Annotated in this window: 23 protein-coding genes; 2 read left to right on the top strand and 21 right to left on the bottom strand. The window is 72.1% G+C overall.

The window, feature by feature from the left end; translation table 11 throughout:
• Positions 1-263: 263 nt before the first annotated feature.
• From ABZY13_RS13500 to ABZY13_RS13565, 14 genes are all read right to left on the bottom strand, one after another.
• Positions 264-1,886 carry a YifB family Mg chelatase-like AAA ATPase gene (locus tag ABZY13_RS13500; RefSeq protein WP_356630039.1) on the bottom strand — a complete coding sequence of 541 codons (1,623 nt, stop codon included), beginning with the start codon at positions 1,884-1,886 and terminating at the stop codon, positions 264-266.
• The gene (locus tag ABZY13_RS13505) at positions 1,886-2,248 is read right to left on the bottom strand and encodes a YraN family protein (RefSeq protein WP_356630041.1); all 363 of its coding nucleotides are present in this window, start codon (positions 2,246-2,248) and stop codon (positions 1,886-1,888) included. The genes ABZY13_RS13500 and ABZY13_RS13505 overlap by 1 nt, the downstream gene beginning before the upstream one ends.
• 107 nt (positions 2,249-2,355) lie before the next feature.
• Complete coding sequence (locus tag ABZY13_RS13510; RefSeq protein ID WP_005311352.1) at positions 2,356-2,664, bottom strand: DUF2469 domain-containing protein; 309 nt, start codon at positions 2,662-2,664, stop codon at positions 2,356-2,358.
• Between the two features lie 56 nt (positions 2,665-2,720).
• Entirely contained in the window at positions 2,721-3,248 is a 528-nt protein-coding gene (locus tag ABZY13_RS13515; protein WP_356630043.1) for an NUDIX hydrolase, read from the bottom strand.
• Positions 3,238-4,014, bottom strand: a complete 777-nt coding sequence (lepB, locus tag ABZY13_RS13520; protein ID WP_356630045.1) for a signal peptidase I — start codon at positions 4,012-4,014, stop codon at positions 3,238-3,240. Before lepB (ABZY13_RS13520) ends, ABZY13_RS13515 begins: the two co-directional genes overlap by 11 nt.
• 66 nt (positions 4,015-4,080) lie before the next feature.
• Positions 4,081-4,944: a signal peptidase I gene (gene lepB, locus ABZY13_RS13525; RefSeq protein WP_356630047.1), complete on the bottom strand. Its 864-nt coding sequence runs from the start codon at positions 4,942-4,944 to the stop codon at positions 4,081-4,083.
• Positions 4,886-6,022, bottom strand: a complete 1,137-nt coding sequence (lepB, locus tag ABZY13_RS13530) for a signal peptidase I (protein WP_356630049.1) — start codon at positions 6,020-6,022, stop codon at positions 4,886-4,888. The genes lepB (ABZY13_RS13525) and lepB (ABZY13_RS13530) overlap by 59 nt, the downstream gene beginning before the upstream one ends.
• Positions 6,015-6,731, bottom strand: a complete 717-nt coding sequence (lepB, locus tag ABZY13_RS13535) for a signal peptidase I (RefSeq protein WP_356630051.1) — start codon at positions 6,729-6,731, stop codon at positions 6,015-6,017. Before lepB (ABZY13_RS13535) ends, lepB (ABZY13_RS13530) begins: the two co-directional genes overlap by 8 nt.
• 45 nt (positions 6,732-6,776) lie before the next feature.
• On the bottom strand, positions 6,777-7,127 hold the full coding sequence (gene rplS / locus ABZY13_RS13540; RefSeq protein WP_143636014.1) for a 50S ribosomal protein L19: 351 nt from the start codon (positions 7,125-7,127) through the stop codon (positions 6,777-6,779).
• Positions 7,128-7,261: 134 nt separating this feature from the next.
• The gene (gene trmD / locus ABZY13_RS13545) at positions 7,262-8,095 is read right to left on the bottom strand and encodes a tRNA (guanosine(37)-N1)-methyltransferase TrmD (RefSeq protein ID WP_356630054.1); all 834 of its coding nucleotides are present in this window, start codon (positions 8,093-8,095) and stop codon (positions 7,262-7,264) included.
• Positions 8,092-8,637: a ribosome maturation factor RimM gene (gene rimM, locus ABZY13_RS13550; protein ID WP_356630056.1), complete on the bottom strand. Its 546-nt coding sequence runs from the start codon at positions 8,635-8,637 to the stop codon at positions 8,092-8,094. The genes trmD and rimM overlap by 4 nt, the downstream gene beginning before the upstream one ends.
• An 82-nt stretch (positions 8,638-8,719) precedes the next feature.
• A complete protein-coding gene (locus ABZY13_RS13555; protein WP_190063066.1) occupies positions 8,720-8,959 on the bottom strand; it encodes an RNA-binding protein in 240 nt (79 codons plus the stop codon).
• Between the two features lie 2 nt (positions 8,960-8,961).
• Positions 8,962-9,381 (bottom strand): 30S ribosomal protein S16, encoded by a 420-nt coding sequence (rpsP, locus tag ABZY13_RS13560; protein ID WP_356630058.1) that lies wholly within the window; start codon positions 9,379-9,381, stop codon positions 8,962-8,964.
• 265 nt (positions 9,382-9,646) lie between these two features.
• On the bottom strand, positions 9,647-10,249 hold the full coding sequence (locus ABZY13_RS13565) for a hypothetical protein (protein ID WP_356630060.1): 603 nt from the start codon (positions 10,247-10,249) through the stop codon (positions 9,647-9,649).
• Positions 10,250-10,744: 495 nt separating this feature from the next.
• Here ABZY13_RS13565 and ABZY13_RS13570 point away from each other — a divergent pair, with 495 nt between their 5' ends.
• Positions 10,745-11,611, top strand: coding sequence for a class I SAM-dependent methyltransferase (locus ABZY13_RS13570; RefSeq protein WP_356630062.1), 867 nt, complete (start codon positions 10,745-10,747; stop codon positions 11,609-11,611).
• 63 nt (positions 11,612-11,674) lie between these two features.
• On the opposite strand, the gene ffh is transcribed toward ABZY13_RS13570, so the two are convergent.
• The 5 genes from ffh to ABZY13_RS13595 form a co-directional block, all read right to left on the bottom strand.
• Complete coding sequence (ffh, locus tag ABZY13_RS13575) at positions 11,675-13,225, bottom strand: signal recognition particle protein (protein ID WP_356630065.1); 1,551 nt, start codon at positions 13,223-13,225, stop codon at positions 11,675-11,677.
• A 114-nt stretch (positions 13,226-13,339) separates the two neighbouring features.
• On the bottom strand, positions 13,340-15,784 hold the full coding sequence (locus ABZY13_RS13580; RefSeq protein WP_356630068.1) for a [protein-PII] uridylyltransferase: 2,445 nt from the start codon (positions 15,782-15,784) through the stop codon (positions 13,340-13,342).
• A 23-nt stretch (positions 15,785-15,807) separates the two neighbouring features.
• Positions 15,808-16,146, bottom strand: a complete 339-nt coding sequence (locus tag ABZY13_RS13585) for a P-II family nitrogen regulator (RefSeq protein ID WP_055725071.1) — start codon at positions 16,144-16,146, stop codon at positions 15,808-15,810.
• On the bottom strand, positions 16,143-17,483 hold the full coding sequence (locus ABZY13_RS13590) for an ammonium transporter (RefSeq protein ID WP_356630071.1): 1,341 nt from the start codon (positions 17,481-17,483) through the stop codon (positions 16,143-16,145). The genes ABZY13_RS13585 and ABZY13_RS13590 overlap by 4 nt, the downstream gene beginning before the upstream one ends.
• Positions 17,484-17,859: 376 nt before the next feature.
• A complete protein-coding gene (locus ABZY13_RS13595; protein ID WP_356630156.1) occupies positions 17,860-19,335 on the bottom strand; it encodes a hypothetical protein in 1,476 nt (491 codons plus the stop codon).
• 493 nt (positions 19,336-19,828) lie between these two features.
• Between ABZY13_RS13595 and ABZY13_RS13600 the strand changes: the two genes are divergently transcribed.
• A complete protein-coding gene (locus ABZY13_RS13600) occupies positions 19,829-20,491 on the top strand; it encodes a bifunctional DNA primase/polymerase (protein WP_356630073.1) in 663 nt (220 codons plus the stop codon).
• A 345-nt stretch (positions 20,492-20,836) separates the two neighbouring features.
• Here the strand turns inward: ABZY13_RS13600 and ftsY are convergent, their stop codons facing one another.
• Both ftsY and ABZY13_RS13610 read right to left on the bottom strand, forming a co-directional pair.
• Positions 20,837-22,045, bottom strand: coding sequence for a signal recognition particle-docking protein FtsY (ftsY, locus tag ABZY13_RS13605; RefSeq protein ID WP_356630075.1), 1,209 nt, complete (start codon positions 22,043-22,045; stop codon positions 20,837-20,839).
• Positions 22,046-22,226: 181 nt separating this feature from the next.
• Positions 22,227-23,645, bottom strand: a complete 1,419-nt coding sequence (locus ABZY13_RS13610; RefSeq protein ID WP_356630077.1) for a sugar porter family MFS transporter — start codon at positions 23,643-23,645, stop codon at positions 22,227-22,229.
• Between the last annotated feature and the right edge of the window lie 81 nt (positions 23,646-23,726).

Below are 23,726 nucleotides of genomic sequence, written 5' to 3' on the forward strand. Positions count from 1 at the left end.
CCGGGTGCCGGCCCCAGGGGCAGACCGGGTGCCGGACTCGGGGGCGGACCGGGTGCCGGACTCGGGAACGGACCGGGTGCCGGACTCGTGGGCGGACCGGGTGCCGGACTCGGGAGCGGCGGTCCAGCCGCCGGTGCGCGGCTCGCAGTCGGCCCGCCCGGGACCAGGCTGCTCCCCGGAAGCCCAGGCCCCGCCGCCGCGTGCCACGTCCCCTCCCGACCGGTCGCCGTCCCACGCCCGCGCGCCCCGCGCCTCACCCCCGCTCACGTCAACGCCCCGATCGCCATGGGCACCCCCCGCGGCACCCCCGTGCGCAGTTGCAGTGCCAGGGCCACGTCCGTGGCGTCGGGGCGGGAGTGGCCGACCAGGTCGGCGATCGTCCAGGCGACGCGCAGGACCCGGTCGAGTCCGCGGGCCGTCAGCGCCCCCCGCTCCAGCGTGCGCTCGGCCTCGTCCATGGCGCCCGGCGCAGCCTGCCACCGGCTGCGCAGCTCCCGGCCGGGCACTTCGCTGTTGGTCCGCCACGGAGTCTCCGCGAGCCGCGCCGTGGCGCGCTCCCTGGCCGCCCGCACCCGGTCGGCGACCGTCGCGCTGGACTCGCCGCGCGTCCCCCGGTCGACCAGCTCGGCCCGTGTCACCCGGTCCACCTCCACCCGCAGGTCGACCCGGTCGAGCAACGGCCCGGACAGCCGGGCCTGGTACCGGCGGACCGCCGAGGGCGGGCACTCGCACAGGTCGCCGGTGAGGGAGTAGCGGCCGCAGGGGCAGGGGTTGGCCGCGAGGACCATCAGGAACTTCGCCGGGAACCTCACCACCCCCGCGCTGCGGGCGATCACCACGTGCCCCGACTCCAGCGGCTGCCGCAGCGCGTCGAGGGCCTGCGAGCCGAATTCCGGGGCCTCGTCCAGAAAGAGCACCCCGCGGTGCGACAGGGACACCGCGCCGGGCCGGGCGACGCCGTGGCCGCCGCCGACGAGCGACTGCATGGTGGCCGAGTGGTGCGGGGCGCAGTAGGGGGCGGCGTCGATCATCGGCTTGTCCGGCGGCAGCAGACCCGCCACCGAGTGCACGGCCGTGACCTCCAGCGACTCCTCCCGGCCGAGCCGGGGCAGGATGCCGGGCAGCCGCTCCGCCAGCATCGTCTTGCCGGCTCCCGGCGGCCCTTCCAGGAACAGATGGTGACCGCCCACGGCGGCGACCTCCACCGCCGTGCGCGCCGCGATCTGGCCCACGACGTCGGCCAGGTCGTGTCCGGCGTCGTGCCCGGCGTGCGTGCCGTGCATGCCGGTGGCCGCCCCGGCGCCCGGCACCCGCAGCCCGGCGAGCAGCGGGTCGGGGCGTCCCTCGTCGAGGGGTTCCTCGTCGGGCACCGGTTCGTCGGCCAGGACCGCGATCAGCTGGCGCAGGCTGCGCACCCCCAGCACGGACACCCCGGGAACCAGCGACGCCTCGGCCGCCGCGCACTCCGGCACGACGACCTGCTCGTAACCGGCGTCCGCCGCGGCCAGCACGGCCGGCAGGATGCCCCGCACCGGCCGCACCCGGCCGTCCAGGCCCAGCTCGCCGATCATCACGATGTCGGCGAGCACCCGCGGGTCGATCCGCTCGCTCGCCCCGAGAACGGCACAGGCAACAGCGAGATCGAAACCGCTGCCAGCTTTGGGCACCGAAGCCGGGCTGAGTCCCACCGTCAGCTTCTTCTGGGGCCACTCGGCCCCGGAGTTCACCACCGCGGCCCGGACCCGGTCCCGGCTCTCCGTCAGGCTCTTGTCCGGCAGGCCCACGAGCGTGAACGCCGCGACTCCCGGTTCGAGGTCGGCCTGCACCTCGACCACCACGCCCTCGACGCCCACGAGGGTGACCGAACAGGTGCGGGCGAAGCCCATCACGCCACCCCCCGCGCGTGCTCGACCACCGGGGCGCCGCGGTCCGGCAGGACCACCCCGACCAGGTCGATGCGGACCCCGCCGGGCGGCGCTCCGCCGTGCGACTGGATCCAGCGCTCGGCGAGGTCCCGCAGCCGCGCGGCCTTCTCCGGGGACATCGCGGCCATGGGGTGCTCGAAGGAGCCGCCCCGGCGGGTCTTGACCTCGCAGACGACGAGCGCGTCGCCGTCCCGGGCGACGATGTCGATCTCGCCGGTCCTGCCGCAGCGCCAGTTGCGCTCCACCACCGTCATGCCGGCCTCGGCCAGTCGCCTCGCCGCCAGATCCTCGCCGTACCTGCCCGTCGCACTTCGTGCGTTCATGTCGGCACCACCTCCGGCGCCAACCGTCACGCATCCGGACCCGGCGAGTGGATCTTGGTGGGCTACCCGCCGGTTGTGGACAACCCCACCACCTGTTCGGGTGACGATCAGCTGCCGGGCAGTTCCAGGTCGCTCTTGTTCAACTCCTCGATGTTCACGTCCTTGAACGTGAGGACGCGGACCTGCTTGACGAACCGGGCCGGCCGGTACATGTCCCACACCCAGGCGTCCGCCATGGACACCTCGAAGAACACCTCACCCTGGACCGAGTGCACCTGCATCTCGTAGTCGTTGGTCAGATAGAAGCGCCGCTCGGTCTCGATCACGTATTTGAACAGACCGACGACATCGCGGTACTCCCGGTAGAGCTTGAGCTCCATCTCGGTCTCGTACTTCTCGAGGTCCTCGGCGCTCATGGCATGTTCCCCTTCAGCCGTGCGATCCCCCCATTGTGCGCCAGTCCCGTGGACCCCTAGGCGATTTCCGTGTCAAGGATCTCGGGCCTGGCCGGAGGACCTTCGTCGAGCAGCCTGCTCAGCAGCTCGGCGAGTCTGGTCGGGTACACCGTCTCACGCGCGTCGGCCAGTTCCCGACAGGTCCACCAGCGCGCTCCGACGACGCTGCGCCGCTCCAGTTCGGTGAGCGCGGCCGGCTCGGTCGCGGTCTGCGCCGTACGGGCCAGGTAGTACCACTCGTCCTGGTCCCAGCGCCGCCCGGCGAAGGGGAAGGAGCACCGCCGCCGCCACAGCACCGGCCCCAGCTCGACCTCTGTGATTCCCGTCTCCTCCGCGAGTTCCCGCAGGGCGGCCTGTGCACGGGTCTCGTCGCCCTCCAGGCCGCCGCCCGGCGTGAACCACCAGTCGTCGGCCGGGTCGTCCGGCTCATGGCCGTGCAGGAGCAGGATCCGGTCGTCGGGGTCGAGCAGTACCACGCGGGCCACCTTGCGCACCTCGTCGGCCGGCCCGTCGTACGGCGTGCCCGTACTCGGATCAGCTTGCACCGGCGGGCTCCGTCCGGTCCTTTCGGCGGCCCGCGCCGGCCAGCTTGGCGATCGGGCCGTACGCCGCGCCGCCGAGCACCAGCACCGCCCCGGCGCCGATCAGGTAGCCGATCGTGCGCAGCGGCCCCGGGGCGGACAGGGGGCCGAGTGCCTCGAAGCCGGTCGGGCGCGTCAGCATGCCCTCCATCGGCCAGACCACGGCGTCCACCCGCGCGGAGACCGCGTCGCGCGCCACGCTGCCACGGGCCGCGTCCGTGAGGTGGGCGGTGGAGTCCAGCGAGCCGTGCCGCTCGTCGCCGAGCAGGAACAGCCGCCCCTCGGGCACGGTCACCTCGCGGAAGGCGTACGCCCCGGTCACCCGTCCGTCGTCGAGATAGGGCTCGTCGATCTGCCGCCCGTCGACCGTGAGCCGGCCGTCCCGGCAGCAGGACACCCGGTCCCCGCCGACCCCGACCACCCGCTTGATCAGCGGCGCGTCACCCCAGTCGGTGTCCCGGAAGACCACGACGTCGCCGCGGCGCACCTCCGCGCCGTCGACGCGCTGCGCCAGCACCCGGCCGCCCGCGTCGATCGTCGGCGCCATGGAGTTGGTGGGCACGGTATAGGGCCGGTAGACGACGGCCGCCCAGGCGAAACCGCCGAGGAACAGCACCAGGCCCAGCGCGACCGCCAGCCCGGACAGTCGCTGTCCGAGCCGGCCGCCCGCCGGGCCGTCGCTCGCTGTGCCGCCGCGCGGGGCCGTACGTATCGTGCTCTCGCCACCCATGGATCCGCACCCTACCCGGCGGTACGGGACCCGGTCAGCCCCGCGCGTCCGCGCACCGGACCCCGCTCAGCGGGTCGGCCGGACGGTGATCCGGCGCCGGCGCCACAGCGCCACCGGCAGCACCGCGGCGAGCGCCAGCGCGTTCGGAGCGGCGACCTGCGCCGCCGCGGAGGAGGACGCCCCCGCGTCCAGACCCGGCTGGTCGAAGGTGGGCGGCACCGGCAGGGTGCCCCAGCGGTCGACCGGCCAGGCCTTGAAGACCGCGCGGCCGACGACCTTGTCCACCGGGACCATGCCCTTGTTGGCGTCGGCCTGGTTGTAACGGGAGTCGCGGGAGTTCTGGCGGTGGTCGCCCATCACCCAGATGTAGCCCTCGGGCACCTCGACCTTGAACTGGCCGCCCTGGTCGTCGTTGCTGCACGGCGTGTTGCCGGGGTAGACGTAGGGCTCGTCGAGCGCCTTGCCGTTGACCTTCAGCGGGCCGGTGTTCCGGCATTCGACGGTGTCGCCGCCGACGCCGATGACCCGCTTGATCAGGTCCTTCTCCTCCGCGGACGGCATCAGGCCGATCCAGCTCAGGAAGGTCTGGAAGGCGTTCGGGTCGGCCACGGGCTCGCCCGCGAGCCAGTTGTCCGGGTCGTGGAAGACGACGACCTCGCCGCGCTCCGGCTCGGAGCCGAACCACGGGGTCAGTTTGTCGACCAGGACCCGGTCGCCCTTCTGGAGGGCGTTCTGCATCGAGTCGGAGGGGATCGAGAACGCCTGCACCAGAAACGTCTTGATCAGCAGCGCGAGCACCAGGGCGATGCCGACCAGGATCGGCAGCTCCTTCCAGAAGGAGCGCTGCGTCCTCCCCTCGGACGCGCCGCCGTCAGGGCCGTCGGGCCCGTCCGGCGTGTGGTCCTCGGGGCCGCTCTGTTCGTCCGTCACCGTGCCGTCCTCGACTGACTGGGGGGCTGCTTCCACGGAACGTCCGCGGGGCTCCTCGCCGTCGTGTCCGGACCGTGCGCCTACCGCCACATCCCCCACGCCAACTCCTTACTCCGTGCCGCTGCCTGCCCCAGACGCGGCGCAGGCCCACCACTCCCATAACGAGCGGGAGTTCCGCAGGGGTCGGGAGCCGGATCGTTCCGTTCGGATCGTCGGGGGCAACCCTATGCGACGGCTGCGGCGCGGCGGTCGTCCCGGATGCCGAGTCGGACAGGGAAGCGAAGGTTTTCGGTTCTTCCAGGGTGGTCCAGTGGTCGAACGGCCAGGCGATCACGACGGCCCGGCCCACCACCTCGTCCACGGAGACGGTGCCGCCGTAGTCGGACTTCTGGTGGTAGCGGGAGTCCGCGGAGTTGGCCCGGTGGTCGCCCATCACCCACAGCCGGCCCCGGGGGACGGTGACGTCGAACTCCGTCGCGGACGGCTCGTTGCCCGGGTACAGGTAGTCCTCGACCAGGGGGACGCCGTTGACGGTGACCCGCCCCTGCTCGTCGCAGCACCGCACCCGGTCGCCGCCGACGCCGACCACCCGCTTGATCAGGTCCTGCTCGTTGTCGGAGGGCAGCAGGCCGATGAAGGTCAGGCCCTCCTTGACCTGCTTGACGACGACCGGGTCGTCCTTCTTCTGGGCGGGCTGTTCGTCCTTGAGCCAGCCGCCGGGGTCCTTGAAGACGACGACGTCGCCGCGCTCCGGCTCGGAGCCGAACCACGGGGTCAGCTTGTCGACCAGGACCCGGTCGCCGATCCGGATCGTCTGCTCCATGGAGCCCGAGGGGATCACGAAGGCCTGGACGAGGAACGTCTTCAGCACGAGCGCGATGAGCACGGCCACGCCGACCAGGAGCGGTATCTCCTTGATCGCCGAACGGCGCCGGCGCCGCTTGACCTTGCGCTGGAGCTTGCGACGCTCCGCGCGCGTGCGCCCTCCGGGCGGGCCGGAGGCGCGGCGGGTGCCGGTGGGCAGCAGATTCTCCGCGGGACCGCTGGGCGCGCCGCGCGGCTTGCCGCGGTTACCCATGGCCGCCGTCCGCCGCGGGCACGCGCGCGTAGGCGCCGGGACGGTCGAGCCGGCCGACGCGGCCGAAGGGCCAGGCGATCCAGTCCGCGCGGCCGATGACACCGGTGACCGGAATCATGCCGCCGCCGGGCGAGCCCAGGTGGTCGCGGGAGTCGCTGGAGGCGCTGCGGTGGTCGCCGAGGACGAACAGCGACCCGTCGGGCACCACGACGTCGAAGGGCACGGCGGACGCGCTGTCACCGGGGTACAGGAACGCCGACTCGTCGACGGACCGGCCGTTCACCCGAAGCCTCCCCTCCGTGTCGCAGCACACCACGCGGTCTCCCCCCACACCCACGACGCGTTTGACGTAGTCGGCGTTCCCGAAGTAGCCGGTGCCGTCGAACACGACGACGTCCCCGCGCCGCGGCTCGGCCCCGAAACGGTACGCCAGCTTATTTACGAGAACCCGGTCGCCGATCCTCAATCCGCGCTCCATCGACCCGCTGGGGATCTCGAACGGCTGCACGACGAACATGTTGAGCAGCAGCAGGAACAGCAGGCCGGTCAGCGCGGTCAGGGTGAGTCGCCCGGCCGGCAGCAGGTCGGCGAGCCGGGCCGCCAACGCGAAACGCGACCGGTCCTCCCGGCCCGCTGTGTCCGAGGTCTCCTCGGTGTCGTCGGGCCGGAAGGAGCGGTCGCGCTCCGTCGGCTGTGCTTCGGTGTCCATCGGGGCCAGATGTTATCCGGCCCCCCTGTGGACCCCGGGAGGCGCTCAGTTGTCGCGCTTCTCCTTGATCTTCGCGGCCTTGCCGCGCAGCTCGCGCAGGTAGTACAGCTTCGCGCGACGGACGTCACCGCGAGTGACGAGCTCGATCTTCTCCACGATCGGGGTGTGCACCGGGAAGGTGCGCTCGACGCCGACGGAGAAGGAGACCTTGCGGACCGTGAAGGTCTCGCGCACGCCGGAACCCTGGCGGCGGATCACGACGCCCTTGAACTGCTGCACACGGGAGCGGTTGCCCTCGATGACGCGGACGTGGACGTTGACCGTGTCGCCCGGGCGGAAGGCGGGGACGTCGCTGCGCAGCGACGCGGCGTCGACGGTGTCGAGCAGGTGGGACATTTCGTCTGCTTTCTTCGCTGATGCCACAGGTCATCAACGGCATCTAGGTGTTCGGATCGGTGGTGTGCGGGTCGGGGCGGGCGTCGTGTCCCCCTGTGGCAGGGGCGCACGCCGGACGGGCGCACAACAGCGGCCTATTCTTCCACGCCGCCGGTCCTGCGCCAAAATCGGCCGTACGGCTCCCCCTGCGGGTCCGGCTCCCAGCCCAGGATGGACAGCATCTCGCGGTCCTTCTTGTCGAACGCCTTCGGGTCGCAGCGCTCGATCAGGTCGGGCCGGTTGGCGGTGGTGCGCCGCAGCGCCTCGTCGCGCCGCCAGCGGGCGATCTTCCCGTGGTGGCCGCTGAGGAGGACGTCGGGGATGTCCCGGCCGCGCCACAGGGGCGGCTTGGTGTAGACGGGGCCTTCCAGGAGGTTGGCCATGGCGCCGGGCGCGAAGGAGTCGTCGCGGTGGGACTCGGCGTTGCCGAGGACGCCGGGCAGCAGCCGGGCGACGGCCTCCGTGACGACCAGGACGGCCGCCTCGCCGCCGGCCAGCACGTAGTCGCCGATGGAGACCTCGTACACCGGTATCCGGGTGGCGTACTCGTCGACGACCCGCCGGTCGATGCCCTCGTAGCGGGCCGGCGTGAAGATCAGCCAGGGCCTCTCGGCCAGTTCGACGGCGAGTTCCTGGGTGAAGGGCCGGCCGCTGGGGGTGGGCACGATCAGGGCGGGCGCGCGGGAGCCGGTCTCGTAGCCGTCGGCGAGGACGGTGTCGAGGGCGTCGCCCCAGGGCTCGGTCTTCATCACCATGCCGGGGCCGCCGCCGTAGGGCGTGTCGTCCACCGTGTTGTGCCGGTCGTACGTCCACTCCCGCAGGTCGTGCACGTGCACGTCGAGCTGCCCACGCGCGCGCGCCTTGCCGACGAGGGAGACGTTCAGCGGTTCGAGGTACTCGGGGAAGATCGTGACGACGTCGAGTCTCATGCCTCGTCGTCCCTCGACGAGGCGATCTCCGCGCGGTCGTCGATCAGTCCCGGCGGCGGATCGACGACCGCCCGCTGCTCCTCCAGGTCGATCTCGGTGACGATCTCCTGGACGAACGGGATCAGCGCCTCGGTGCCGTCGGGACGCTCGACCACGAACAGGTCCTGCGAGGCCAGGTGGGAGATCTCGGTGATGCGGCCCACCTCGACGCCGTCGACGGTCACCACGTCGAGGTCGATCAGCTGGTGGTCGTAGTACTCGTCCTCGCCCTCGGGCAGTTCCTCGGGATCGACCTCGGCGATCAGGAGGGTGTTGCGCAGCGCCTCGGCGGCGGTGCGGTCGCGCACGCCTTCGAAGCGCAGCAGGAGCCGGCCGCTGTGCACGCGGCCCGTCTCGATGGTGAGCGGCCCGACCGAGGCGGGGTCGGTGGCCAGGACGGCGCCGGGGGCGAGCCGCAACTCCGGCTCGTCGGTGCGTACCTCGACGGTGACCTCGCCCTTGATGCCGTGGGCGCGGCCGATGCGAGCGACTACCAGCTGCACTTGTTCAGATCTCCTGTCATACGACCGCGGGCCGGGGACGGCCCAGTGGCCCTCCCCGGCCCGAGCCGGTGCTGCGTTTGCGTCAGCGGACGTCGTCCACGTCGACGAGGTCGACCCGGATGCCGCGGCCGCCGATGGCGCCCACGACGGTGCGCAGAGCGCGTGCGGTGCGGCCGTTGCGGCCGATCACCTTGCCGAGGTCGTCCGGGTGGACCCGGACCTCGAGCACACGTCCGCGGCGCAGGTTGCGCGAGGCGACCTGCACATCGTCGGGGTTGTCGACGATGCCCTTCACGAGGTGCTCGAGAGCCTCCTCGAGCATGCTCAGGCCTCGGCCGACTCGGACTCGGCCGGAGCCTCGTCCTTCTTCTCCGCCTTCTTCTTCTGGGTGATGGCCTCACCCTTGCCCTCGTCGTCACCGCCGAGAGCCTCGAACGACGGGCGCGTGGCCTTCGGCTCGGCGACGAGCAGCGGCGCCGGGGCGGGCTCGCCCTTGAACTTCTGCCAGTCGCCGGTCTTCTTCAGGATGGCGAGCACGGGCTCGGTCGGCTGGGCGCCGACAGAGAGCCAGTACGCCACGCGCTCGCTGTCGACCTCCATCACCGACGGGTTGTACGTCGGGTGGTACTTGCCGATCTCCTCGATGGCCCGGCCGTCACGGCGGGTACGGGAGTCGGCGACGACGATGCGGTAGTGAGGCGAACGGATCTTGCCCAGACGCTTCAGCTTGATCTTGACTGCCACGGGAGTGGGTTCTCCTGGAATTGACGTGGTTGGGCGCGCGGAGATGCCGCGTGGGGTTGCGGTACCCGAGTGCCCGATGGACGCGTCAGCCGGAGGAGAGAGGGGTCCTGTGCGGCTGTCGAGTACAGCTGGCCATTCTGCCACACCCGAAGGGCCGCTTCCGACCCGGGGGTACGGGCGTGCGGGCAGGGCTCAGCCGCACCCGGCGCCGCGGCGGGAAACCGCGGGGGTGCCGAGGGCCCGGCTGCCACGAGCAGCCGGGACCTCACCTGACGGCCGCGCCCACGACCTCCGGGATGCGGAACGGCTTCCCGCAGCCGCCGCAGACGATCGGCGCCTGGGCCAGTACCGACGGGACGACGCGGACGTTGCGCCCGCAGTCGCAGACCGCCTTGACCCGGACGCCCCCGCCGGACGAGCCGTGCCGGGCCGCCGGTCCCCGGAAGGTACGGGAGGTGTCCGCGGACGTGGCGGCCATGTGGGCCTTCAGCGCGCGCTGCAGACGCTCGATGGTCGGACGGTAGCGCCGCTTCGCCTCGGGGTTGAGCGTGACCAGCGAGAAGCCGCTGCTCGGGTGCGGCTCCTCGGGGTGGTCCAGGCCCAGCTCCTCGGCGATCGCGAGGAATCTGCGGTTGTGGTATCGGCCCGCGCGCGAGGTGTCGCGGATCCCGCGGGCGGCGGCGATGCCGTGGACTGCCTCGTGCAACAGCCGTTCGAAGGAGAGTTCGTGACCGCAGGCGGACGACGACTCCCCGATCAGGGACTCCGGCGCGGCAAGGTCCGGCAACTCGGGGTGGTGCCGCTGGATGTCGGCCCACGCCTGCGCCAGCTCTGCGGCGAGAACAGGTGGTGTCTGTGTCGTGCTCACGTAATCACAACGAGCGGAGGTGCCCCTGTGTTCCTATTCCGGGGCATCCCAAATAATTTGCACGTACCCGTCAGTTGCCGCTGATGCGTCCTGACGAGGGCGGGTGCGCTGATCTGCGGAGAAGCGGCACAGCTCCTACCAAGCTGGTACGTAGTCCGACGTACGACCCGGCGCGTATGCCCCGCGCACGCGCCGGGGGCCGTCATGCCCGCGCCGGCGCAAGAGTCGTTTCGGTCGCTCGCGCTGTCCCCCAGTATGCGCGCATCCCCACGGCGACGTTACCGGGTCCGTCCCCACCTCCCGGCACCGGCCCCGCGCACGTTGCCGGAATGTGAATTCTCGCCACTCCCGCGAACACCTCGCAAACAGTCTCCTTGGACCACTGGACGCCGTCGCGGGCGGGGAGTTACCTGACATACGGGGGGAAGAGCGAGCGCATGTCACGGGGGGCCAGGGGGGACAGCTGCAGACTCTCGGCGGATTGGGGCGCTTTCGATGACACCTACGCTCGTGCGGCAGCACCTGCCCCACACGGGACCCGTGTCCCGGGTGGACCCGACTGCACGCGCGCGTGACTGGTCCGAGATCCAGGAGCGGATGCTCGTACCGCTCTACGAGGCCGTCTACGAGCGACTGGAAGTGGGCGCCGGCACGACCGTGCTGGGCCTCGACTGCGGATCCGGACTGGCGCTGCTGCTGGCGGCCGCCCGCGGCGCCGACGTCACCGGCGTCGAGGCCGGCTCCCCCGAACGGCTGGCCATCGCCCGGGAGCGGCTGACTCCCGGAGCGGAAACGAACGGCACACGCGCGCATGCCGTCACCCGACTGGTCGACGGCACGCCCGCCGACCTCGACGACCCCGCGCCGGACGGCGAGTACGGCCTGGTGACGGCCTTCGAACCGATCGGCTGCCGCGAGGGCGACGCGGAGGAGCTGGGCGAGCGGCTCCGCGCCGCGGCACCGCTCGCCGGACGCGGGGCGCCCGTCGTCCTGGCCGGGTGGGGGCCGCCGGAGCGGTGCGCCACCTCGGGCGTGCTGCGGGCGGCCGGCCGGCTCGCGGACCCGCTCCCGGGCGGCGACCGCGCGCGACCGGCCCGGCGCGACGAGCTGGAGCAGGTCGCCGAGCAGGCCGGCCTGGTGCCGGACGGCTCCGGCCGCGTCGCCTGCCCCTTCGGCTACGCCGACCTCGACAGCGCGGTACGCGGACTGCTGTCCACCGGCCTGTTCGACCCGGCGATCACCGCGACCGACGAGGAACAGGTCGACAAGGAACTGCGCGAGGCGCTGCACCCGTACCGCCGCCCGGACCGCACGGTGTGGATGCCCAACGTCTTCCGCTATCTGATCGCCCGCAGGCCGTAGCGGTGGCCGAGGGCGCATGTACGTCGCCGGGGGCGCCCCCGGCGACGTACGGCACGGGCGCCGTCAGCCCATGAACTTCTTGAACTCGTCCGGCAGCTCGAAGTCCTGCGGAACCTGCTGGCCGGGCACGCCGAACGCACCGCCCTGAGCGGCGGCGGCGCGCCGGGCGGCCTCCTCCTGCTCCTGCTGCTTGCGCTTCATCGGGTTGCCGGAGCGCTGCTTGCCCTTGGCCTTCTTCGGCTGCTTCTTGGACCGGCCGGGGCCGCCGCCCATGCCCGGGATCCCCGGCATGCCGGGCATGCCGCCGCCCTGGGCCATGCGGGACATCATCTTGCGGGCCTCGAAGAACCGCTCGACCAGGTTCTTGACCGCGCTGACCTCGACGCCGGAGCCCTTGGCGATACGGGCGCGGCGCGAGCCGTTGATGATCATCGGGTCCTGGCGCTCGGCCGGCGTCATCGACTTGATGATCGCGGCCGTGCGGTCGACGTCCCGCTCGTCCAGGTTCTGGATCTGGTCCTTGATCTGGCCCATGCCGGGCAGCATGCCGAGCAGCTTCGAGATGGAGCCCATCTTGCGGACCTGCTCCATCTGGGCCAGGAAGTCGTCCAGGGTGAAGTCCTGGCCCTTCTTGGACGCCAGCTTGGAGGCCATCTTCTCGGCCTCTTCCTGGCTGAACGTCTTCTCCGCCTGCTCGATCAGGGTGAGCAGGTCACCCATGTCGAGGATGCGGGAGGCCATCCGGTCCGGGTGGAAGGCGTCGAAGTCGTCCAGCTTCTCGCCGTTGGAGGCGAACATGATCGGCTTGCCGGTGATCTGCCGGATCGACAGCGCCGCACCGCCACGGGCGTCGCCGTCGAGCTTGGAGAGCACCACGCCGTCGAAGCCGACGCCGTCGCGGAAGGCCTCGGCGGTGTTGACCGCGTCCTGGCCGATCATGGCGTCGACGACGAAGAGGATCTCGTCGGGCCGGGTCGCGTCGCGGATGTCCGCCGCCTGCTGCATCATCTCCTGGTCGATGCCGAGGCGGCCGGCGGTGTCGACGACGACGACGTCGTGGACCTTGGACTTCGCGTACTCGATGGAGTCCCTGGCGACCTCGACCGGGTCGCCGACGCCGTTGCCCGGCTCGGGCGCGTAGACGGCGACGCCGGCGCGCTCGGCGACGACGCTGAGCTGGTTGACGGCGTTGGGGCGCTGGAGGTCGCAGGCGACCAGCAGCGGGGAGTGGCCCTGGTCCTTGAGCCACTTGCCGAGCTTGCCCGCGAGGGTGGTCTTGCCGGCGCCCTGGAGACCGGCGAGCATGATCACGGTCGGGGGCTGCTTGGCGAAGCGCAGGCGGCGGGTCTCGCCGCCCAGGATCGTCACCAGTTCGTCGTTGACGATCTTGAGGACCTGCTGGGCCGGATTCAGCGCCTTGGAGACCTCGGCTCCGAGGGCGCGCTCCTTGACGTTCTTGATGAACGACCGGACGACCGGCAGGGCGACGTCCGCTTCCAGCAGAGCGATGCGGATCTCACGCGCCGTGGCGTCGATGTCCGCTTCGCTCAGCCGGCCTTTTCCGCGGAGGTTTTTGAAAGTCGCGCTGAGGCGGTCGGAGAGAGTATCGAACACGGCGGCGTCGGTCCTCGAGATCGGGGGCGGTGAGCATCTTCCAGGGTATCCGGCCGTGCGGCGCATTCGTCCCCGCCTGCCGCACCCGGCCGGCGGGGACGTGGGTGTGGGGTCTCACCCCCGCAGCATCTCCTCCAGCTTCCGGGCCACCGACACCGCGTCCTCACCCGGGAGCGGAACACCCTCGGCGGTCGTCGCATAAAAGGCGTCGACCGCGTTGGACCCGAGCGTGCTGACGTGCATGCTGCGCACCCGCACCTGCGCGTCCTCCAGCGCCCGCCCGATGCGGAACAGCAGCCCCGGCGCGTCCTGCGCGCGGACCTCGATCACCGTGGCGAGGCGGGACGCGGCCGGGGCCACGGTCACCCTCGGCGGGGGCGCGACCACGCCGCGGCGGCGCGGGTAGGCGGCGTCGCGCTCGGCGAGACGGCCCGCGATGTCCAGGGAGCCGTCGAGCGCCCGCACCAGGTCGGCGCGGAGACGGGCGGCCTGGGGCAGGGAGCCGTACTCGGCGGCGACCCGCCAGTCCAGCAGCAGCACGGAGCCCTCGACGCCGTCGGGGAGGTCCATGGCCCGCAGCTCGGCGGTGCGGACCGTCAGCCGGTGCATGGCGAGCACCCCGGCGACGGCGGGCAGGACGCCCGGCTGGTCGGGGACGGCGATCTGGAGTTCCACGCCCAGCGGCTCCGGGTCCCCGGAGGGCTCCTGCTCGGCCGGGACCTCGGTCTGCGCCCGCAGCGACAGCACCGGTCCGCCGGTGCGGAAGGCCTCGATGGCGAGACGTTCCTGTTCGGCGGTGGGCGCGGCGGCCTCGGGTTCGTCGGGCATGTCGCCCGCGAGCACGGCGGAGACCCGTTTGACCAGGTCGGCGACGAGGGAGCCGCGCCAGGAGGACCAGGCGGCGGGGCCGGTGGCGAGGGCGTCGGCCTCGGTGAGGGCGTGCAGCAGTTCGAGCGTGCTCTGGGTGCCGACGGCCTCGGCGACGGCGCGCACGGTGGCCGGGTCCTCCAGGTCGCGCCTGGTGGCGGTCTCGATGAGCAGCAGGTGGCGGCGTACGAGGGTGGCGAGGACGGCGGCGTCGGCGCGGTCGAAGCCGATGCGGACGGCGACGTCGCGGGCGATGATCTCGCCGGCCACCGAGTGGTCGCCGGGCCAGCCCTTGCCGATGTCGTGCAGCAGCGCGGCGACCAGCAGCAGGTCGGGGCGGCTGACGCGGCGGGTGAACTCGGAGGCGCGTACGGCGGTCTCGATGAGGTGCCGGTCGACGGTCCAGATGTGCACGGCGTTGCGCTGCGGCCGGCAGCGCACCCGCTCCCAGTCGGGCAGCAGGCCGGTGATCAGGCCCTCCGCCTCCAGGGCCTCCCAGACCTCGACGGTGGGGCGGCCGGAGCCGAGCAGGGTCACGAGCTGTTCGCGGGCCTCGGCGGGCCAGGGCGTGGGCAGAGGGCGCGCGGTGGCGGCCAGACGGCGCACGGCGTGCAGGGAGAGCGGCAGTCCGGCCTGTGCGGCGGCGGCCGCGGCACGCAGGGGGAGCACGGGGTCGCGCTCTGGGCGGGCGGCGCGGGCGAGTACCACCTCGCCGTCCTGCTCCACGACGCCCTCGGCGAGCGGCGACCGTTCGGGGACCGGTTTCCCGCCGAGCATGGCGCGCAGCCGGGGCCGTACGGCGCGCGCCCGCAGCACGCGCCCCACTTCTCGCCAGGTGACGTCGCTGGCGTAGGAGATGACGCGGGCGGCCTCGTAGACCTGGCGGAGCAGGGTGTCGGCGTCGAGGAGGCCGAGTTCGGCGGCGACCTGGTCCTGTTCCTGGAGGGACAGCCGGTCGGTGGCTCGGCCGGTGGCGAGGTGCAGGGCGTCGCGGACGTCGAGCAGCCGGCGCCGGGCGTCGGCGAGGCCCTCGCGGGGGGCGTCGGCGAGCCAGGAGGCGGCGACGGCGCGCAGGGCGGTGGCGTCGCGCAGGCCGCCGCGGGCCTCCTTGAGGTCGGGTTCGAGGAGGTACTGCAGCTCTCCCTGGCGGGCGGCGCGCTCGGCGCACAGCTCCTGCAGTTCGGGGAGGCGTTTGGGTGCCTGGTTGCGCCAGTCGGCGAGGACCGTGGTGCGCAGGGCGGCGGTGAGGCCGAGGTCGCCCGCGAGGTGCCGGGCGTCGAGCAGGCCGAGCTGGACCTTGAGGTCCTCGCCGGCGGTCTTGCGGGCCTCGGCGGGGGTGCGCACGGAGTGGTCCAGGGCCAGGCCGAGGTCCCACACCGGATACCAGATGCGGTCGGCCAGGGCGGCGATCGCGCCGGGTTCGGCGCCGTCGTGCAGCAGGAGCAGGTCGAGGTCGCTGCGGGGCGACAGTTCGCCGCGTCCGTAGCCGCCGACGGCGACCAGGGAGACTCCGCGCAGTCCCGCGGCGCCGGCGTCGAAGAGGCCGGCGAGCCATTGGTCGGTCAGCTCGGCGAGGGCGGCACGGCGCGGCGGCCCGGACCGCGCCCCCTCGGAGAGGAGGCGCAGCCGGGCCGCCGCGTAGCCGCTGGGTCCCGAGTCCTCTGCATCCGCACGTACGTCCGTACTCGTCACCCAGCGACTCCTGTTCTTCGTGATCAGAGCGCGTCGGGACCGCGCTCGCCGGTGCGGACCCGGACGGCCGTGTCGACCGGGAGGGACCAGACCTTCCCGTCGCCGATCTTGCCGGTCCGGGCGGCCTTGACGATGACGTCGATCAGCTGCTCGGCGTCGTCGTCCTCGGCCAGGACCTCGATACGGATCTTGGGGACCAGGTCGACCGTGTACTCGGCGCCGCGGTAGACCTCGGTGTGGCCCCGCTGCCGACCGTAGCCGCTGGCCTCGGTGACCGTGAGTCCGTGGACTCCGAAGGCCTGGAGGGCCTCCTTGATCTCGTCGAGCCGGTGGGGCTTGACGACGGCGGTGATGAGCTTCATGCGTCCACCTTCTTGTTCTCGGCGTCGGCGACCGGGGCGGGGGCGGGGGTCCGGGCGGCGCCGCCGCCGGCGCCGCTGAAGTCGTATGCGGTCTCGGCGTGCTCGGCCTGGTCGATGCCGGCGACCTCGTCGTCCTCGGGGACCCGCATGCCGATGGTCTTGTCGAGGAGGAAGGCGAGGATCGCGGAGACGACCAGCGAGTAGGCGAGGACGCCGAAGACGCCGGCGCACTGCTTCCAGAACTGGTCGAGGCCGCCGCCGTAGAAGAGGCCCTCGACGTCGGACTGGCCCTTGCCGGTGGCGAAGAAGCCGACGAGCAGGGAGCCGAGGATGCCGCCGACGAGGTGGACGCCGACGACGTCGAGGGAGTCGTCGTAGCCGAACCTGTACTTGAGGCCGACCGCCATGGCGCACAGCACACCGGCGATGACGCCGATGGCGATCGCGCCGAGCGGGGAGACCGCGCCGCCGGCCGGAGTGATGGCGACCAGGCCGGCGACCGCGCCGGAGGCGGCGCCCAGCGTGGTGAACGCGCCGTGGCGGATCTTCTCGTAGGCGAGCCAGCCGAGGACTGCGGCGGCGGTGGCGACCTGCGTGTTGACGAACATCAGCGCGCCGACGCCGTCGTCGTTGCCGAGCCACGAGCCGGCGTTGAAGCCGAACCAGCCGAACCACAGCAGACCGGCGCCGAGCATGACCAGCGGGAGGCTGTGCGGGCGCATCGGGTCCTTCTTGAAGCCGACGCGCTTGCCGATGACGAGGATGACGCCGAGCGCCGCGGCGCCCGCGTTGATGTGGACGGCCGTGCCGCCGGCGAAATCGATCACGCCGAGCTCGAAGGCCCAGCCGCCGGCGCCCCACACCCAGTGCGCGACCGGGAAGTAGACCACGGTGGCCCACAGGGCGACGAACAGCGCCCAGGCGGAGAACTTGACGCGGTCCGCGAGGGCGCCGCTGATCAGGGCGGGCGTGAGGACCGCGAACATCAACTGGAAGACCAGGAACACGAACACGGGGATCGTGTAGCCGTCCCACAGCTCGGTCAGGCCGATGTCGCTGAGGCCGACCCAGTCGGAGTTCCAGCCGATGACGGAGCCGGAGTCGGTGCCGAACGCCATGGAGAAGCCGTAGAGCACCCACAGGACGGTGACGATCCCCAGGCTGATGAAGCTCATCATCAGCATGTTGAGGGTGCTCTTGACGCGGACCATGCCTCCGTAGAAGAAGGCCAGGCCCGGGGTCATGAGCATCACCAGGGCGGAACAGATGAGCATGAAGCCTGTGTTGGCGGACGACAGTGTCGGTGCGTCCGCCGCAAGCGTGATGGCTGGTGCCATCGGCGTCTCCTCGTCGTTGGATACGGCCCCGTGCGGGCGAAGCCTTGAGCGGTCATGAGGGGTGGGCCGGTTATGCGCCATGAGATTGGCGCAGCGCGGTTTCGGTGGAGGCCCCTCGTTGTTTCGCGGTGGTGACGAAGGCGTGTGGCGTGTTACGCGTCGATGAACTGCCTGCTGCCGGGCCGCACGATCGTTATCGTGGCGCAACCTTCGGGTCGAGGCTCTCCGCGCACGGCGCGGCGGGCGCCGTCCGGAGCATGGGAAACCGGCCGCGGGCGGCCTTCCGATGACCTGGCATGGGGGGAGCCGAGTCGGGCAGTTCGGGAGGGCCGGCCGCGGCCGGGTCAGGGGGCCTGGAGGGCGTGCCGGGCGGTGCTCAGACCGCTTCGGCGGCCTCCGGCATCTCGGCCGCCAGCTTCTCGGCGAGGTCGACGACCTCTGCGAGATCACCGAAGTCGCGGGCGGCGGTGTCGACGGTCTTTCGGATACGAGTGTTGACCCGCTCGGAGCGGACCTCCTTGGCGACGCGCATGGCCTGTTCCGCGTAGACGGTGCTCTGCTCGGGCTGGCGCTGGAGCAGATGGACGGTGGCCATGCCGATCAGGTTGAGCGCGTACGACCGCTTGTGGTCGTTGTCCTCGGCGAACAGCTCCACGGCCCTCCGCATCAGCGGTTCGGCCATGGAGGCGTAGGTGGGGCTGCGGCCGGCGACGTAGGCGAGGTCCCGGAAGGAGTGGGAGTTCTCGGCGTAGAGCTCCGCCTCGGAGAAGAAGCGGATCCAGTCGGGGTCGGGCTCGTCCCAGTCGTCGGCGTCGGCGAAGGTGTCCTCGGCCATGCGCACCGCGCGCTTGCACTTGCCGGGCTGGCCCATGTTGGCGTAGGCGCGGGCCTCCATCGCATACAGCATGGCCTGGGTGCGGGGGCTCGCGCAGTCCCGGCTGCCGTACTGCGCGAGGTGGATCAGCTCCAGGGCGTCGTCGGGCCGGCCGAGGTGGATCATCTGGCGGCTCATGCTGGAGAGGACGAACGAGCCGAGCGGCCGGTCGCCGGCCTCCTTGGCGGCGTGCAGGGCGAGCACGAAGTACTTCTGGGCGGTGGGCTGGAGGCCCACGTCGTAGCTCATCCACCCGGCCAGTTGCGCCAGTTCGGCGGCGACCTTGAACAGCTTGCGGTTGGTGTCGGCGGGCTGGGGCTCCTGGAGGAGGTCGGTCACCTCGTGCAGCTGGCCGACGACGGCCTTGCGGCGCAGGCCGCCGCCGCACTGGGCGTCCCATTTCCGGAACATCACGGTGGTGGTCTCCAGCAGCTCCAGCTCGGGCCGGGAGAGCCGGCCTCGCGCGCGGCTGGAGGGCACGGCGGAGGGCTCCGGCTGCGGGGAGTGCGGAGCGGGGACGAGCCAGCGCTGCATGGGTTCGATCAGCGCGGGCCCCGCGGACAGGGCGAGCGAGGTGCCGAGGAAGCCGCGGCGCGCCAGCATCAGGTCGCTGCGGGAGAACTCGCCGAGCAGGGCCACCGTCTGCGGGCCCGTCCAGGGGAGGTCGACGCCGGTGGTGGAGGGCGCCTGGCGGGCGGTGCGCAGGCCGAGGTCCTCGATGGAGACGACGCAGCCGAAGCGCTCGGAGAACAGCTCGGAGAGGATCCTCGGGATCGGCTCGCGCGGGTTCTCGCCGTCCAGCCAGCGGCGTACGCGCGAGGTGTCGGTGGAGATGTGGTTGGCGCCCAACTGGCGTGCCCTGCGGTTCACCTGGCGCGCCAGCTCGCCCTTGGACCAGCCGCTGCGCACGAACCACGAGCCCAACAGCTCGTTCGGGCGCTTCTCAGCGTTCGTCCCGCCTCCGCCGCTGCCGCCCACTGGAAACGCCCCCATCCGTAAGCCTGTCGCCGTCGCACCGCTCGCCGCCGCCGCACCGCTGTCGCCGGTGCAGCCGCGTCAAGTGCGCCAAGCCCTATCAGAATGCCCGTGATCCGGGCCATCCGTACGGCAGTTGCCTCTCTTCGAACGGGAATCCGCATTGCCTCCGGCATACCCGTTACGGCACTTGCCCCGAGCTTTGTGCACTCACCGTAACCTCACGATCACCCGTCCAGCCATGGTGAATGCGTAAACGCCACCATTCGCCACCCCTTCGAATGAACTCAGGGTGGCCTTCTCGCGATTCACTTGACACGGAACGGACGGGAGTGGGCGGCCGGGTGCACGCCGGGGCGCGCTCGGCCGGGCGCACCACCAGGAGTGCTTCGGGGCGCTGCCCGTGAAACCGAGCCCGAACGGGAAGGCGGAAACAGAGAGTCACGCTCCGCTTCCGTCTCGTAACCACCGCTGTGTCGGACCCGTTGGAGGGGGTATGGGCTTCACGATCGGCAGCAGTCGGGGGATCCGCGACATCCGGTCCGGTTCGCGGCGCCGCGGCCGCTCGACGGAGTGCACCGCCGTGGCCGAGTACACCGGGCTGTGGGGCTGGGACGTCGCGCCCGGCGCCAGGGCCGCCGCGGGCGTCTGCTCCTGCGGCCTCGCCGGCTGCCGGGCGCCGGGCGCGCATCCGCTGGACTTCGCGCCGGAGGTGCCGGCCGGGGCGACGCTCGACGAGGTCACCGAGGCCTGGGGCGAGGTGCCGGGCGCGGCGGTGCTGCTGCCGGTGGGGCGGGCGTTCGACGTGATCGAGGTGGCCGAGTCGGCGGGGCGGCGGGCGCTGGTCCGGCTGGAGCGGATGGGCCTCCCGCTCGGGCCGGTGACCGCGACGCCGGACGGTCGCGTCCACTTCTTCGTCGCGCCGGGCTCCGCCGCCGAACTGCCCGATTTGCTCTACCGCATGGGCTGGGACGACCCGACGCCGGACCTGCGCGGCCTCGGCCCCGGCGCGTACATCACGGCCCCGCCCTCCGACCGGGCCGGCCTCGGCCCCGTCCGCTGGCTGCGCCCGCCCGACCTGGAGTCGGCCCGCAAGCCCCCGGCGGCCCGCCTGCTCCTGGGCACGCTGGCGTACGTGGCCCACCGCTCACGGGGCTGACCGGGTCGGGCGGGCGCGGGCGACCGCGCGGTCTCCCGTACGACGACCCGCGCGCCCGCCCGCGCGGCACGACGGCACGACGGCACGCCGGCCTCGCCTCACGGCGGCAGACCCCTCCTCGCCGCACGACGGCACGCCGGCCTCGCCTCACGGCGGCAGGCCCCTCCTCGCCGCACGACGACGCGCCGCCGACCACGTCGTACGACGCCTCCCCGCCGCCCCAGCCCTGCGGTCACTCCCGCCACACCCGCAGTAAGGACACCTCGCCCGAACGGCGAAGCGCCGCCCCGTCGTCCTTCCGCTTCGGGGGCGGGCGCTTCGCAGCGCGTGGGGTCCGGTGCGGGGTCACTCCCCGATGAGCGCGTCCACGAACGCCTCCGGCTCGAACGGCGCGAGGTCGTCCGCGCCCTCGCCGAGGCCGATCAGCTTCACCGGAACGCCCAGCTCGCGCTGCACGGCGACGACGATGCCGCCCTTCGCGGTGCCGTCCAGCTTGGTCAGAACGATGCCGGTGATGTCGACGACCTCCGCGAACACCCGGGCCTGGACGAGACCGTTCTGCCCGGTGGTCGCGTCGAGGACGAGCAGCACCTCGTCCAGCGGGGCGTGCTTCTCGACGACGCGCTTGACCTTGCCCAGCTCGTCCATGAGGCCGGTCTTGGTGTGCAGGCGCCCGGCGGTGTCGATGAGGACGACGTCGGCCCCGATCTCCTTGCCCTCCTTGACCGCGTCGAAGGCCACCGAGGCCGGGTCGCCGCCCTCGGGGCCGCGCACGGTGTGGGCGCCGACGCGCTCGCCCCAGGTCTGGAGCTGGTCGGCGGCGGCGGCGCGGAAGGTGTCGGCGGCGCCGAGGACCACGCTGTTGCCGTCGGCGACCAGGACGCGGGCGAGCTTGCCGGTGGTGGTGGTCTTGCCGGTGCCGTTGACGCCGACGACCATCACGATGCCCGGCTTGCGGCCCTCGGGCTCGGTCTTCACGACGCGGTCGAGGTCGGTGCCGACCAGCGTGAGCAGCTCCTCGCGCAGCAGGCCGCGCAGTTCCTGGGGCGTGCGGGTGCCGAGCACCTTCACGCGCTCGCGCAGCCGCTCCACCAGTTCCTGGGTGGGCTGCACGCCGACGTCGGCGGTGAGGAGGGTGTCCTCGATCTCCTCCCAGGTGTCCTCGTCGAGGTGCTCGCGCGACAGCAGCGTGAGCAGGCCCTTGCCGAGTGCGTTCTGGGAGCGGGACAGCCGGGCGCGCAGGCGCACCAGGCGCCCCGCGGTGGGCTCCGGCACCTCGATGACGGGGGCCGGGATTTCTTCGACGGGCGGTTCCTCGACGGCGATCGTCGAGCCGCTGCCCGGGAGGTCCACCTCCTCTATGGTCCGGCGCGGTTCTTCGCGCGGCTTCTCGGCCTCGTCGCCGACGTGCGGCTCGGCCGGAGGGGCGGTGATGTCGGGCGTGGTGGGCGGCGGCGGGGGCAGCGGCTTCCTGCGCCTGCTCCCGACGACGAGCCCGCCGATCGCGCCGAGCACGACCACGGCGATGACTACAGCAAGGATGAGGATGTCCATAACGCGTCCAGTATCGGCCATGCCGCTGTCCCGAACCCCTTTCACGGGGCCGGGCGCTGCCCGCCCGCTCACGCGTACTGCCCCGGCTCAGCCGACGAGCCGGGGCAGTGTGCGTGGAGAACGAGGAGAGGGGCAGCGGGGACTTGGCCCTTCTCCCCGAGCCGTGGGGAGGAGGCGGAGGTCAGCCCATCTCCTCCAGGCGCTTGCCCTTGGTCTCCTTCACGTACCGCAGCACGAACGGGATGGAGAGCGCGGCGAAGGCCGTGTAGATCACGTACGTCACGGACAGGTTCCAGTCGGCCAGCGACGGGAAGCTCGCGGTGATGGCCCAGTTGGCGACCCACTGGGCGGCGGCGGCCACGCCGAGCGCGGCGGCGCGGATCTTGTTCGGGAACATCTCGCCGAGCATGACCCAGACGACCACGCCCCACGACAGGGCGAAGAAGAGGACGAACACGTGCGCGGCGATCAGGGCAACCCAGCCCTGCGTCTCGGGCAGCCGGCCGTCGACCAGGTCGAAGGAGAACGCCCATGCCTCCAGCGCGAGGCCGATCACCATGCCGACCGAACCGATGATGGCGAGCGGGCGGCGGCCGATGCGGTCCACGAAGAGCATGGCGATCACGGTGCCGACGATGTTGATGATCGACGTCGTGAAGGAGTAGAAGAACGAGTCCGCCGGGTCCACGCCGACCGACTGCCACAGCGTGGAGGAGTAGTAGAACGCGACGTTGATGCCGACGAACTGCTGGAAGACGGACAGGCCGATGCCGATCCAGACGATCGGCTTGAAGAAGAAGGAGCCGCCGAGCAGGTCCTTGAAGCGGGACTTGTGCTCGCTCTTCATACCGGTCTCGATCTCGGCGACGCGCGCGTCGAGGTCGATGTCCTGGCCCTCCACCTCGGCGAGGATCTCGCGGGCGCGCTCGTGCTTGCCGACGGAGATCAGAAAGCGCGGGGACTCGGGGATGGCGAAGGAGAGCAGGCCGTAGAGGACGGCCGGGACGACCATGACGCCGAGCATGACCTGCCAGGCCTCCAGGCCCATCAGCTCACCGCGCTGGTCGCCGTCGGCGGCGTTGAGCAGGCCCCAGTTGACCAGCTGCGACACGGCGATGCCGACGACGATCGCGGCCTGCTGGAAGGAGCCGAGGCGGCCGCGGTACGCGGGCGGGGCGACCTCGGCGATGTAGGCGGGGCCGATGACGGAGGCCATGCCGATGGCGAAGCCGCCGACGACGCGCCAGAAAGCGAGGTCGTAGAGCGAGAAGGGGAGCGCCGAGCCGACGGCGCTGACGGTGAAGAGGGCGGCGGCGATCTGCATGCACCGGATGCGGCCGATGCGGTCGGCTATCCGGCCCGCGGTGGCGGCGCCGACGGCGCAGCCGATCAGGGCGATGGCGATGACCTGCGCCAGCGCCGCGGAGCCGATGTCGTAGCGGTCCCGGATGGCCTCGACGGCGCCGTTGATCACGGAGCTGTCGTAGCCGAAGAGGAATCCGCCCATCGCGGCGGCGGCCGCGATGAAGATGACGTGCCCGAGATGATCGGGATGAGCCGTACCGGCTCCGGACTTGGGTGCCTGCGCTGTGCTGGTCACGTGTAACTCCTCGGGCCACCGGCTGCGCTGCCGGTGTGGGGATCAGCCCTTCGAGGTCCACCTGAAGGTACCTGAAGGTAA

The sequence above is a fragment of the Streptomyces sp. NPDC006610 genome (assembly GCF_040611575.1).
GTDB lineage: Bacteria > Actinomycetota > Actinomycetes > Streptomycetales > Streptomycetaceae > Streptomyces.

Coding starts and splice junctions, on each gene's coding strand:
- ABZY13_RS13500 (WP_356630039.1), bottom strand. CDS start 1,886: ATGGGCTTCGCCCGCACCTGTTCGGTCACCCTCGTGGGCGTCGAGGGC.
- ABZY13_RS13505 (WP_356630041.1), bottom strand. CDS start 2,248: ATGAACGCACGAAGTGCGACGGGCAGGTACGGCGAGGATCTGGCGGCG.
- ABZY13_RS13510 (WP_005311352.1), bottom strand. CDS start 2,664: ATGAGCGCCGAGGACCTCGAGAAGTACGAGACCGAGATGGAGCTCAAG.
- lepB (WP_356630045.1), bottom strand. CDS start 4,014: ATGGGTGGCGAGAGCACGATACGTACGGCCCCGCGCGGCGGCACAGCG.
- lepB (WP_356630049.1), bottom strand. CDS start 6,022: ATGGGTAACCGCGGCAAGCCGCGCGGCGCGCCCAGCGGTCCCGCGGAG.
- lepB (WP_356630051.1), bottom strand. CDS start 6,731: ATGGACACCGAAGCACAGCCGACGGAGCGCGACCGCTCCTTCCGGCCC.
- rplS (WP_143636014.1), bottom strand. CDS start 7,127: ATGTCCCACCTGCTCGACACCGTCGACGCCGCGTCGCTGCGCAGCGAC.
- trmD (WP_356630054.1), bottom strand. CDS start 8,095: ATGAGACTCGACGTCGTCACGATCTTCCCCGAGTACCTCGAACCGCTG.
- ABZY13_RS13555 (WP_190063066.1), bottom strand. CDS start 8,959: ATGCTCGAGGAGGCTCTCGAGCACCTCGTGAAGGGCATCGTCGACAAC.
- ABZY13_RS13570 (WP_356630062.1), top strand. CDS start 10,745: ATGACACCTACGCTCGTGCGGCAGCACCTGCCCCACACGGGACCCGTG.
- ABZY13_RS13585 (WP_055725071.1), bottom strand. CDS start 16,146: ATGAAGCTCATCACCGCCGTCGTCAAGCCCCACCGGCTCGACGAGATC.
- ABZY13_RS13590 (WP_356630071.1), bottom strand. CDS start 17,483: ATGGCACCAGCCATCACGCTTGCGGCGGACGCACCGACACTGTCGTCC.
- ABZY13_RS13600 (WP_356630073.1), top strand. CDS start 19,829: ATGGGCTTCACGATCGGCAGCAGTCGGGGGATCCGCGACATCCGGTCC.
- ftsY (WP_356630075.1), bottom strand. CDS start 22,045: ATGGACATCCTCATCCTTGCTGTAGTCATCGCCGTGGTCGTGCTCGGC.